Origin of the sequence: Streptomyces sp. WM6372 (assembly GCF_001279655.1) — a bacterium.
Classification (GTDB): Bacteria; Actinomycetota; Actinomycetes; order Streptomycetales; family Streptomycetaceae; genus Streptomyces.
Genome location: NZ_LGDB01000232.1, coordinates 1 through 11,432, shown reverse-complemented (window position 1 = coordinate 11,432; position 11,432 = coordinate 1). Strand labels below are relative to the sequence as shown.

At 72.6% G+C, this 11,432-nt stretch carries 11 protein-coding genes and 1 pseudogene; 3 read left to right on the top strand and 9 right to left on the bottom strand.

Going from position 1 to position 11,432, the window contains the following annotated elements:
- Position 1: 1 nt before the first annotated feature.
- A complete protein-coding gene (locus ADK52_RS34325; RefSeq protein WP_053693780.1) occupies positions 2 to 1,549 on the bottom strand; it encodes a monooxygenase in 1,548 nt (515 codons plus the stop codon).
- A gap of 75 nt (positions 1,550 to 1,624) precedes the next feature.
- On the opposite strand from ADK52_RS34325, the gene ADK52_RS34320 reads away from it, so the two are divergent.
- The gene (locus ADK52_RS34320; RefSeq protein WP_053693779.1) at positions 1,625 to 2,329 is read left to right on the top strand and encodes a TetR/AcrR family transcriptional regulator; all 705 of its coding nucleotides are present in this window, start codon (positions 1,625 to 1,627) and stop codon (positions 2,327 to 2,329) included.
- A 114-nt stretch (positions 2,330 to 2,443) separates the two neighbouring features.
- On the opposite strand, the gene ADK52_RS34315 is transcribed toward ADK52_RS34320, so the two are convergent.
- From ADK52_RS34315 to ADK52_RS34295, 5 genes are all read right to left on the bottom strand, one after another.
- Positions 2,444 to 2,671 carry a hypothetical protein gene (locus ADK52_RS34315; RefSeq protein WP_053693778.1) on the bottom strand — a complete coding sequence of 76 codons (228 nt, stop codon included), beginning with the start codon at positions 2,669 to 2,671 and terminating at the stop codon, positions 2,444 to 2,446.
- A complete protein-coding gene (locus tag ADK52_RS34310; protein WP_053693777.1) occupies positions 2,668 to 3,084 on the bottom strand; it encodes a hypothetical protein in 417 nt (138 codons plus the stop codon). The genes ADK52_RS34315 and ADK52_RS34310 overlap by 4 nt, the downstream gene beginning before the upstream one ends.
- A gap of 119 nt (positions 3,085 to 3,203) precedes the next feature.
- A complete protein-coding gene (locus ADK52_RS34305; RefSeq protein WP_053693776.1) occupies positions 3,204 to 4,649 on the bottom strand; it encodes a sensor histidine kinase in 1,446 nt (481 codons plus the stop codon).
- The gene (locus ADK52_RS34300) at positions 4,646 to 5,371 is read right to left on the bottom strand and encodes a response regulator transcription factor (RefSeq protein WP_053693775.1); all 726 of its coding nucleotides are present in this window, start codon (positions 5,369 to 5,371) and stop codon (positions 4,646 to 4,648) included. Before ADK52_RS34300 ends, ADK52_RS34305 begins: the two co-directional genes overlap by 4 nt.
- Before the next feature lie 48 nt (positions 5,372 to 5,419).
- Positions 5,420 to 6,364 (bottom strand): hypothetical protein, encoded by a 945-nt coding sequence (locus tag ADK52_RS34295; RefSeq protein WP_053693774.1) that lies wholly within the window; start codon positions 6,362 to 6,364, stop codon positions 5,420 to 5,422.
- A 114-nt stretch (positions 6,365 to 6,478) separates the two neighbouring features.
- Here ADK52_RS34295 and ADK52_RS34290 point away from each other — a divergent pair, with 114 nt between their 5' ends.
- Together ADK52_RS34290 and ADK52_RS34285 are read left to right on the top strand one after the other, a co-directional pair.
- Complete coding sequence (locus ADK52_RS34290) at positions 6,479 to 7,363, top strand: methylenetetrahydrofolate reductase (protein WP_053693773.1); 885 nt, start codon at positions 6,479 to 6,481, stop codon at positions 7,361 to 7,363.
- A 304-nt stretch (positions 7,364 to 7,667) separates the two neighbouring features.
- The gene (locus tag ADK52_RS34285; protein ID WP_234344372.1) at positions 7,668 to 8,369 is read left to right on the top strand and encodes an NPP1 family protein; all 702 of its coding nucleotides are present in this window, start codon (positions 7,668 to 7,670) and stop codon (positions 8,367 to 8,369) included.
- 408 nt (positions 8,370 to 8,777) lie between these two features.
- Here ADK52_RS34285 and ADK52_RS34280 read toward each other — a convergent pair whose 3' ends face one another.
- The 3 genes and pseudogenes from ADK52_RS34280 to ADK52_RS41930 all read right to left on the bottom strand — a co-directional run.
- Positions 8,778 to 9,509, bottom strand: a complete 732-nt coding sequence (locus tag ADK52_RS34280; protein WP_053693772.1) for a hypothetical protein — start codon at positions 9,507 to 9,509, stop codon at positions 8,778 to 8,780.
- 173 nt (positions 9,510 to 9,682) lie between these two features.
- Entirely contained in the window at positions 9,683 to 11,107 is a 1,425-nt protein-coding gene (locus ADK52_RS34275) for a glyceraldehyde-3-phosphate dehydrogenase (RefSeq protein ID WP_053693771.1), read from the bottom strand.
- A gap of 164 nt (positions 11,108 to 11,271) precedes the next feature.
- Positions 11,272 to 11,432 (bottom strand): annotated as a pseudogene (locus ADK52_RS41930) (glyceraldehyde-3-phosphate dehydrogenase); the annotation flags it as partial.

The window sequence follows — 11,432 nt, the reverse complement described above, 5'->3', positions numbered from 1 at the left end:
CCTACCGCCGGCCGGCCCAGGCGGCGAGGGCTTCGTACCGCTCGGCGCGGCGGGCCGCGGCGTCTGTGGTCCGGGTGGCCCAGGCGATGTGCCCGTCGGGGCGGACGAGGACCTCGGCCACCCCGTCGAGGCGGTCGCGGCCGGCGCCGGCCGAGGTGATCGCGCCGGCCGGGGTGACGGAGGTGACCGCGCCGGCCGCGGTGACGGAGGTGACCGAGGTGACCCGGTCGGCCCTTGCCTCCCCGGCGTCGAAGCCCCGCTCCTCCGCGAGGTTCAGCAGGACGAAGCGGCCCTCGTGGAGCAGCTCGTACACCCGGGAAGCGGGGGAACCGGCAATGCTCAGCGGGATGTCCGGCATCCGCGTGCCCACCAGCGGATCGGCGCCGGGAGCGGTGGCCGGGTAGCCGATGCCGAGGGCGGAGACCAGCCCGGCGAGCCGGCGGTTGACCGCCTCGATGCCGAGCAGTTCGTCGAGCAGCTTGCGCAGGGCGACGGCGGGACGCCGGTACGAGGGGACCAGCGTCAGCTCCGCCAGCAGGGTCTGGACCTCGGTGTTCTCGGTGACCGCCACGCCCACCGGGTGCCGCTCCCCGTGGTAGGTGTCGAGCAGCCCCGGCGGCGCCCAGCCGTGGATCTCGGCGGCCAGCTTCCAGCCCAGGTTCACCGCGTCCTGGAGCCCGGTGTTGAGTCCCTGGCCGGCCGCGGGGAAGTGGATGTGCGCCGCGTCCCCCGCCAGCAGCACGCGCCCGGAGCGGTAGCGCTCGGCGAGCCGGGTGGCGTTGCCGAACCGGGACAGCCACCGGGGCCGGCCGATCCCGCAGTCGCTCCCGCAGATCCGGATCAGGGAGGCGCGGAACTCCTCGACGGTGACCGGCTCGCGGGCCGGCGTCCGCATCCGCTCCGGGTCGATGAGGACGAACCGGATCAGGCCGCCCTCCAGCGGGACGGCCAGTACGCCCTCGGCCCGAGCCCGCCCGAGGCTCTCCGGGTCGGCCACCGCGAAGTCGCCGAGGATGCCGGTCAGGGTCTCGTCCGTGCCGGGGAACGCGATGCCGGCCTCCTGCCGCACGATGCTGCGCCCGCCGTCGCAGCCGACGAGGTAGGAGGCGCGTACGGTCCCGAATCCGTCCGGGCCGCGTACGTCCGCCTCCACGCCGTCCGGGCCCTGGCGCAGCCCGGTGGTCTCGCGCCCGCGGTGGATCTCCACGCCGAGCTCGCGGGCCCGCTCCTCCAGCAGCGCCTCCGTACGGGCCTGGGCCAGGAACAGGGTGTATCCGTGGCGGCTGTCCAGGGCACCGAAGTCCAGCCGGGTGTCGAGGCCGGCGAAGTGCCAGCCGGGAACGGTCCGGCCGAGCGCGAGGAACCGGTCGGCCAGCCCGCGCTGGTCCATCAGCTCGACACTGCGCGGGTGCAGGGTCAGCGCCCGCGAATCGGACTGCGGAGCCTCCCGCCGCTCCACGATCCGGGTCCGTACGCCGGCCAGCGCGAGCTCGCAGGCGAGCATCAGGCCGGTCGGCCCGGCGCCCACGACGATCACATCGGTGTCCATCGGGAACCTCTCCTCTGGATCTTCCCTATTTAGTGAACAGTGTTCACGTGAACGCTGTTCACTATAGTGGGGTCCATGAGCTCACCGTCAACCCCGCCGGCTGCCGACGCGGCCCGCCCCCCGACCCGGGGCAGGCCCCCGCGGCTGGACCAGGCCCGTACCGTCGAGGCCGCCCTGGTGCTGCTGGACGAATCCGGGCTGGACGCGCTCACCATGCGGCGGCTGGCCGACGCGGTGGGCGTCCAGGCCGGGGCGCTCTACCGGCACTTCGCCACCAAGCAGGACCTGCTCACCGCCATGGCCGAGCGGATGCTGGCGGGCTGCTCCACCCCGCCGCCGGACCCCGACTGGAGCGGACGCCTGACCGCCCTGGCCCGCCGTATGCGGACGGCGCTCCTCGCCCATCGCGACGGGGCGCGGGTCTACGCCGGAACCCACTCGACCGGCGCGAACACCCTCGGCTTCGCCGAGACCCTCGTCGGGGTGCTGCGGGGGGCGGGCTTCGGCCCGGAGGAGGCGGCGCGCACCGCGATGACGGTCGTCCACTTCACCGTCGGCCACACCCTGGAGGAGCAGGCCGCCCTCCAACCCGGCGATCAGGGGCCCGCGGACCCCGAGCAGCTGCGCGAGGCGGTGGCGGCGGCGGGCTACCCGCACCTCACCGCGGCCCTGCCCGTGCTGGCCGGCACCGATTTCACGGCGCAGTTCGAGTTCGGCCTCGGCCTGTTGCTCCAGGGGCTGCGCACGGTGCACCGGCCCGGGGCCGGGCCCGCCGTCTGAACCGTCCGGGCCGGGCCCGCCGTCTGAACCGTCCGGGCCGGGCCCGCCGTCTGGGCGAACGGATCCGGCCCGCCCCCGAGGAACGGGGGCGGGCCGGGGCGTGTGCGGGGCGGGTCAGTTGTTCTGGGTGGCGTCCGAGTCCGCCTGGGCGGCCGCGCTCTCGGCGTCGTCCAGCTTCCGCTGCATGTCCTTGACCGTGGCCTCGTCGGCGCCGCTCACGGACTGGGTGCCGCCGGGCTTGGCGGTCGCGCCGGGCGAGCAGCCGGTGAGCAGCAGCGCCGTGGCCGCGGCCAGGGTGGCGAGCGCCGCGGCGGCGCGGCGGGGCGCGGTCGCTCGGGTCACTTGGACTCCTGCGCGGAGCACCAGGTGCTGACGGCCTTCAGGTCGTCCTGCCGCTTCTGGAGGGTGGGCAGCAGGCTCTTGCGGAAGGTCAGGCGGTCGTTCAGGTAGGTGTGGACCTCCGTGTGGCCGGCGGTCTGGGCGTTCGCGACGCGCTGCTCCAGGCGTGCGACGGAGCCGAGAACGGTGGCATCGCCCTTGAGGCGGTCGATGGCCGTGCTGACGCGGGTCTCCGTCTTGGGCAGGCGCTTGCAGATCGCCTTGGCGCCGTCGCCCTTCGGCGCGGACTTGGCCGTCTTCGGCGCGGCGGGTGCGGGGCTTGCCGAGTCGGCCTGTGCGGGGGCGGCGGAGATCAGGGCGCCGGCCAGCGCGAGGGCGCCGATCGCGGCGGCGGCGGTCCTACGGTTCGGGAGCATGGCTGTATCCCCTTCGGTACGAGCGGGCCGGCTCACTGGCGGCCGACCCGTCAGGACGGTAGGGGGTGTCTTTGTGGAAACTTTGTGAGTCCGCGGGGGCCGACCGCGAGCCCGCGTCCTCAGTCGCCCCGGGAGATCCAGTCGCGCCGCGCCGGCAGCCGCAGGGTCGGGGCGTCGGCCGCCGACAGCGGCAGCCGCACCTCGAAGCGGGTGCCCGCGCCGCCGGGCGGCGTCCCGATCCTGACCGTGCCCTGGTGCAGCGCGACCTGCTGGGCGACGAGCGTCAGCCCGAGCCCGGAGCCGGGGCTGCCGGGGCGGTGGTGGAACCGCCGGAAGACGGCCTCCCGTTCGCCGGGCGGGATGCCGGGCCCGGCGTCGTCCACGGTGAGCACCGCGTGCCCGCCCTCCGCGTGCAGCCGTACCGCGATCCTGGCCGGCTCGTCCGGCCGGTGGCCGTGCACCGCCGCGTTGCCCAGCAGGTTGGTGAGCAGGATGGCCAGTCCGGCATCCCATCCGAACACCCTCAGCTCCGCGGGGAGTTCCACGTCCAGCCGCGCATCGGGATGGCGGCGGGCGCTCTCGCCGACCACGGTGTCCACCAGCTCGGACAGGTCGAGGGAGGCGAACGCGGACACCTCCACCAGATCGCCCCGGGCGAGCATCCGCAGGGCCGTGAGCAGGTCCAGCAGGCGGGCGTGGTCGCGCTGCAAGTCCCGTACGATCTCGGCCCGTTCGGCGGGGGAGAGGTCGGGATGGGCGGCCAGTACGTCCAGGTCGGTCCGCATGCTCATCAGCGGGGTGCGCAGCTCGTGCGAGGCGGCGGAGGAGAACGAGCGGGCGGTGTCCAGCGCCTGCGCCGTGCGGGCGGCCTGCTCCTCGTACCGGGACAGCAACTGGCCGATGGCCAAGGACAGTTCGTCCACCTCGGCGATGTTCACGGGCGCACTGGCGAACGCGGCCGCTCCCGCGCCCGGGTCGAGTTCGGCGGCCCGGCGGCTCAGCCTGCGTACGGAGGCGGTGGCGCGGCCGGCCAGCCCGTACGCGAGCAGCCCGGCGACCGGCGCCGCCAGCAGGGCCACCAGCAGGACCCGGCGGCGTACGGCGACGACCTGCGGGTCGGCGGCCGAGGCCGGGGTGAACAGCCACAGCGTGCCCGGCGCGGGACCTGCCACCGGGACGGTCAGCACCCGCCAGGCGCGGCCCTTGGCCCGGACGGTGACCGGTCCGTCCGGGGTCTGCTCGGGCAGCCGCACCGGGTCGGCGGGCTGCGGGCCGCCCTCCAGTACGACGGCGCCGTCCGCGGTCCGCACGCGCAGCCCGGCGTCGAGGACGTCACCGAGGACCTTGCGGTGCTGGTTCTGCTCCACCTTCGGCTTCCCGTTGCGGTCGGCCGCGAGCAGCGTCTTGACGTCCGGGAGGACGGCGGAGGCCCGGTCCTGGAGCCGGGTGTCCTGCTGCTGGTGGAGATCGCGGCTGACCAGCCCGAGCACCAGCAGGCCGGCCGCGAGCACCAGCAGGGGCACCACGACCGTCACCGAGAGGGCGATGCGGGTGGCGAGCTTCACGACCCGCCCTCCCGGGCCCCGGGGACGCGCAGGACGAAGCCGACGCCGCGCACGGTGTGGATCAGGCGCGGGCGCCCGCCCTCCTCCAGCTTGCGGCGCAGGTAGCTGACGAAGGTGTCGACGGCGTCGCTGCGGACCTCGAAGTCGTACCCCCACACCCGGTCGAGCAGCTGGTCCCGGGTGAGGACGATCCCGGCGTTGCGCACCAGCTGGAGCAGGAGCTCGAACTCGCGCCGGGTGAGGTGGAGTTCGACCTGCTCGTGGTGGACCTGGCGGCGGGCCTCGTCGATCACGAGCGGGCCCGCGCGCAGGACGTCCGGGGCGGCAGCGGGGGTCGGGCGGCGCCGCAGCAGGGCGTGCAGGCGCAGGACGAGCTCCTCCAGGGCGAACGGTTTGACGAGGTAGTCGTCGGCCCCGGCCTGCAGTCCGGCGATCCGGTCGGCGACCTCGTCGAGGGCCGACAGCATCAGGACGGGAGTCTCGTCGCCGCGGGCGCGCAGGCCGCGGCAGACCTCGGTGCCGGTCAGGCCGGGCATCGAGACGTCCAGTACGAGGACGTCCGGGGTCTGGTCGGCGAGCAGGGCGAGTGCGGCGGGCCCGTCCTCGGCGAGCAGCACGGTGAAGCCGCTCAGCCGCAGTCCGCGCTCCAGGGAGCGGCGGATGGCGGCGTCGTCGTCCGCCACCAGTACCCGTCCGGTGGATGTACTGCCGGTGCCGGTCACACTGCCCTCCTCGCGCGCGGCCCCGTCGCGGAGGCCGGGGCGACCCTCTCACGACCGCCGGAGCGCCCGGAAGGCGGGGTGCGCGGGGACGGTCTCCTTCCGGAGGCTCGCGGCGAGGTGCCGGCCGGTGTCCCGCAGGGAGCGGGGGACGCGGGGGCCGCGTTCGATGGTGCGGGTCGTGCGCGCCAATGCGTTCAGGGCGCGGACGGACCCGATGTCCGGGACGGACTCGACCAGGCCGGACAACCACGCGTCCGTCTCGCGCCAGGCGCCGGCCCGGGCGAGTACGGAGGCCAGCTCGGTCGAGAACAGCGAGCGGTAGGCGGGCGCCTCACCCGCGGCCGCCGCCTCGTGCAGGAGGGCCGCGGCGCCGTCGGGGTCCCCCAGGTCGGCGAGGGCCAGACCGTGGTGACCGTCGAGTTCCGACCGGTCGAACCACCAGGTCCAGGACGGATCGCGCTCGCAGGGCCCGTCCGCCAGGAGTTCCCGGGCCGCGGCGAGGGAGCGCAGCGCCCGGCGGCCCTGCCGGAGCCGGGCACGGGCGCGTGCTTCGCGTACGTGGAAGATGGCGGCCACCCGCGCCGGGAGGTCCGGGCCGGCCAGGACGGACGAGGAGATGCGCAGCGATGCGGCGGGGCGTCCGAGGTGCTCCTCCTGGAGGCACAGCACGGACAGGACGAGCAGCTCGACGGAGCGGGCCTCCTCGGGGAGGGTGCGGGCCAGGGCGAGCGCCCGGTGGCTGAGCCGCCGCGAGACCCCGTGCCGCTCGGCGTCGAAGAGGATCCAGGCGGCGACCTGCAAGAGCTCCATCAGCGCCGACCGTTCGGCGGCGGAAGCGGCGGAAGCGGCGGAAGCGGCGGACGCGGCGGGCACGGCGGACGCGGCGGGCCGGACGGAGGCCACGGCCCGCAGCGCCGCCGGGGCGGCCCGGCGCGCCCCCGCCGTCCGGTCCGTTTCGAGGAGCTCCGCGGTCAGCGCGGCAACGTGTTCCATGGTCCAAGCCTGCGGCCTTCCGTACGCGGCGAACGACGGCATTCGCGCACCCGGCATGATGGGGGCCGAGAACAGCCGCCGATGCGGCACCCCCGTCACCCGAGGAGGAGCGGCATGTCCGCCCGGCCCACGCCGTATCCCGAACGCCCCGCGCAGGCCCCGGTCACCGGGGGCGGCCTCGCGGAGCTCCTGCGCAGGGTCCGCTACGAGGTCCTGCCGGCGAAGGCCACCGAGGACAAGGTCCTGGCGCACGTCCCGGCCGACGTGCCGGTCACCGTCACCGCCTCCCCGGCCAAGGGCATCGGCCCGACCCTGGACCTCGCCACCCGCCTGGCCGGGCACGGCTACCGGGTCGTCCCGCACCTCCCGGCCCGGCAGATAACCGATGAGGGCCACCTCGCGGACATCGTGGACCGGCTCGTCGCCGCCGGCATCGAGGACGTCTTCGTGCCGGCCGGCGACGCCGACCCGCCGGCCGGTCCGTACGACGCGGCCCTGCCCGTACTGCGCCGCCTCGGCGAGCTGGGCAGTCCGTTCGCGCACGTCGGCATCACCGGCTACCCGGAGAGCCATCCCCTCATCGACGACGAGGTCGCCGTGCGGGCGATGTGGGACAAGCAGCCGCACGCGACGTACATCGTCAGCAACCTGTGCTTCGACCCGGCGACCCTGCGGCGGTGGATCGGGCGGGTACGGGGCCGGCAGATCGTGCTGCCCGTGCACGTCGGGGTCGCGGGCCCCGTCGAGCGCGCGAAGCTGCTGGCCATGGCCACGAAGATCGGCGTGGGGGAGTCGGCCAAGTTCCTGACCCGGCACCCCTCGTGGTTCCTGCGCTTCGCGGCACCCGGCGGCTACTCCCCGGAACGGCTGCTGCGCCGCAGTGCCCCCGCGCTCGGAGCGCCCGAGGCGGCGGTGGCCGGTCTGCACCTGTTCACGTTCAACCAGATCGCCGAGACGGAGCGCTGGCGCCGCGCCGTGCTGGACCGCGTCGGCGGCTGAGCGGGCACCTCCCGCCGAAGCACGTCCCGTCGAAGCACCTCCCTTCGGAGCACGTCCCCTCGGAGGACGTCGTCGTACATCTGGAATTCGCCTGACTCGACCCGGACTTGAACGCTGCCCGGCTAGCGTTCGCCTCGACGCCCGGATCTACATGTACAGGTCAGGAGATGATGTGCGCAGCCTGCTGTCGCCGACGAGGACGATGAACGAAGAGGCCGGGGCCGGGGCCTCCCGCCGGGGGCGGCGGTGGGCCGGGTTCCGCCGGACCGCGACCACCGCCGGGCTCGGGGCCGCGGCGCTCGTGATGGCCCTTCCGGCCGTCGCCGTCGCCGACGTGATACCGGCCCTGCCGCAGAACGCGGACGGCCTCGAACAGACCTTCTCGCCCGCCTTCGACTACGACGGGGACGGCTGCTACGCCACCGCCGCGATCAGCGCCGGCGGCGTGCTCAACCCCGGGCTCAAGCCCGGGGGAGCGGTCAACGGCCACTGCCGTGACCTCGTACAGCTGCAGAACTCCAACACGTACTCCCGCGCGAAGTGCAACAACGGCTGGTGCGCCGTCATGTACGCGGGCTACTTCGAGAAGGACCAGGCCACGCTCGGCCCGTTGGCCATCGGGCACCGGCACGACTTCGAGCACGTGGTGGTCTGGATCAAGGACAACGAGGTCCAGTACGTGTCGACTTCGCAGCACAGCGGCTGGAAGTGGTACCCGCGCTCGCAGGTCCGCTTCGACGGCACCCATGCCAAGGTCGTCTACCACAAGGACGGCGCCTCGACGCACTTCTACCGCCTGGCCAACGGCAACGACGAGCCCGCCGAGAACCACACCGGCAACTGGTTCTACCCGCGCCTCGTCGGCTGGAACGGCTACCCGGCGGGCCTGCGCGACAAGCTCATGAACGCCGACTTCGGCTCGGCCACCATCAAGATCACCGACGGCCGCTTCAACGACGCCCTGAACGCCTCGAAGCCCCCGATCCCCTTCGACCCCTACGCGTAGCATCCGGCGGGGAACGTGACGGGGCCCGGGAGCATATCCAGCTCCCGGGCTCCAGCTTGCCACCCAATTGCGCACACCGGCGGCGTTTAAGAGTCGCGGATCATTCTGAGATCGACGTGTTCTGCCTTTGAACTACCGCGCCACGAGAGAGGCGCAGAGGGGACTTGAACCCCCATCCATCGATGATCGTCCGCGCTCGGTCGATCCGGCGTTCGGCGGCGAATGCTGAGACTGGAGCGAGAATCTGAGTTTCACGGGGCCGCCTCTGCCGGCTTGGGCCACCCCGGCACGTGTGCCGGGGGAGGGATTCGAACCCCCAACTGACACCCCTTGGTCAGCTTCAACATCAGTTTCAGCTTTGCGCGCTGTGCGCGCACCCCCTCGCTCGCACAAGGGGCGATCTTGAGGCTACCGGAACAGGTAGCCGAACACCGCATCACCGACGCGCTGGTCGGTGACCTCGGTGCCGTTGGCCTCCTCGCGGGCGAACTTGACGGCCTGCTGGAGCTTTTCGACGCGGTCGAGGAGCTCGTTGACCCGGCGGGCCGGCAGTGCTCCGGAGAACTTCACCGTCGTCCAGTAACCGACCGGGACGTCCTCGTAGTACACCTCGACCTGAGCCGGGTGCTTCTCGGTGGCCTCGGCCTTCACGTGGTTGCGCGGCACCTTCTTGGTGCGGATCGTGCGGACCGGGTCGGTCTTCCACGAGTCCGTGGAGGGGTCGAGGTTCCAGGCCTCCGACGCGTCCAGCACCGGGAGCTTGCGTACGAACGTGTGCAGGTCGGTGAGCTGCTTCTCGAGGAACAGCAGGTACGGGACCGGTACTTGGGGCAGCAGGACCGTGCCGTCGACGACGACGTCCGCGGCCGCCGTGCGGTTCGCCCAGTCCTTCGTCGCCGTCACGTCGAACAGCCGCGTCAGCGTCCCCGCCGTCGCGCGCAGCACGTCCTCCGCCTTGACCTGCACCCGCGTGGACTCGGGCGGCAGTTGCTCGCCCTCCTCGTCCTTGGGCTGGTACGTCCGCGAGATGCCGGCGAGCAACGCGGGCTTCTGGACGTCCTGATGGGCTTGGGTGAGTTCCTGGAGAGACTTGGACTTGACGCCCTTCTCCACTGCGATGATCTGATTCAACTTCGGCACACGAGGAACGTAACAGCACAACAGTCCACCGCACACCTGGGTTTCGGCGCCCCCGATCCCGCCCGGATCCCGCCCCGGACACGCACGCGGCCCGCCCCGGGCACGCACGCGGCCCGCTCCGCCGCCGTGGTGGGCGGTGGAACGGGCCGTGGGTGGAGCGGGGGTGCGAAGGATCAGACCGCCGGGGACGGGTACGTCGGGTACTCGACGCCGGAGACGTGCTGGACGACCCGGATGACCTGGCACGAGTAGCCGAACTCGTTGTCGTACCAGAGGTACAGGATCGCGTTGTCGCCGTCGACCTTGGTGGCGCCGGCGTCGACGATCGACGAGTGGCGCGAGCCCACGAAGTCCATCGACACGGCGTCGGGCGCGGTGGTGAAGTCGATCTGGCGCTTCAGCGGGGAGTTCAGCGAGACGTCGCGGAGGTAGTCGAGGACCTCCTCGCGCGTGGTCTCGCGGCCGAGGCGCAGGCTCAGGATCGCGATCGAGACGTCCGGGACGGGGACGCGGATCGAGCTGCCGGTGATCGGCGCCTTGAGGTCCGGGAGCGCCTTGGCGACGGCCGAGGCGGCACCGGTCTCGGTGATGACCATGTTGAGCGGCGCGGAGCGGCCGCGGCGGTCGGCCTTGTGGTAGTTGTCCAGGAGGTTCTGGTCGTTGGTGAACGAGTGGACGGTCTCCACGTGGCCGCGCAGCACGCCGTACTCGTCGTCCATGGCCTTCAGCGGCGGGACGATCGCGTTGGTGGTGCAGGAGGCGCAGGACAGGATCTGCTCGTCCGGCTTGATCGTGTCGTGGTTGACGCCGTGCACGATGTTCGGGACGTCGCCCTTGCCCGGAGCGGTCAGGACGACCTTGTCGATACCGGGGCGCAGGTGCTTGGAGAGGCCCTCGCGGTCGCGCCACTTGCCGGTGTTGTCGATGAGGATGGCGTCCTTGATGCCGTACGCCGTGTAGTCGACCTCACTCGGGTCGTTGGCGTAGATCACCTTGATCGCGTTGCCGTTGGCGATGATCGTGCTGCTCGCCTCGTCGACCGTGATCGTGCCCTGGAACTGGCCGTGGATGGAGTCACGGCGCAGCAGCGACGCGCGCTTGACCAGGTCCGCCTCGCCGCCACCGCGGACGACGACGGCGCGCAGGCGCAGCCCGTTGCCGGATCCGGCCTTCTCGATCAGGAGGCGGGCGACGAGGCGGCCGATCCGGCCGAAGCCGTACAGGAGCTCGATCTTGTTGGCACCGGTGGCACCGGCGACGGCCTCGGCGGTGAAGCGCTCCACGGACAGGCCGCGGTCGTCGGCCTTGTAGGTGGCGGCGAGCATGCCGATGTCGATCTGGGAGGGACCCAGGTCCAGCGTGGTGAGCGCCTCCAGGAACGGCAGGGTCTCCGTGACGGAGAGCTCCTCGCCGGCTATCTGGCGGGCGAATCGGTGCGTCTTCAGGATGCTGACCACCGACTTGTTCACCAAGGAGCGGCTGTGCAGCAGGATCGTCACGTCCTGCTCGCGGTGCAGCTTCCCGATGATCGGGATCATCGACTCCGCGATCTCCTCGCGGTTTTTCCAGTTGGTGAACGAGTCGTCATTGACAGTCACAGGTTTATCTTTCGAGCTAGGCGGCGCTCACATGCTAACCCCACGCCACTTTGGGCACTCAAGGGGTACCGTCGCCAGGGTTGTTTGGGGCGATATGCCCCATTCGTCCTTGGGTGATCCTCCGAGCGGCTCACGTGCACGCGACGGAGCGACGCTGGAGGGGGGCGGGGGACGAGGGGGCGGATACGGCCGAAGCCGTACAGGACGACGTCGCGGCCCTCGCCGGGCTCGATCTTGTTGGCACCGGTGGCACCGGCGACGGCCTCGGCGGTGAAGCGCTCCACGGACAGGCCGCGGTCGTCGGCCTTGTAGGTGGCGGCGAGCA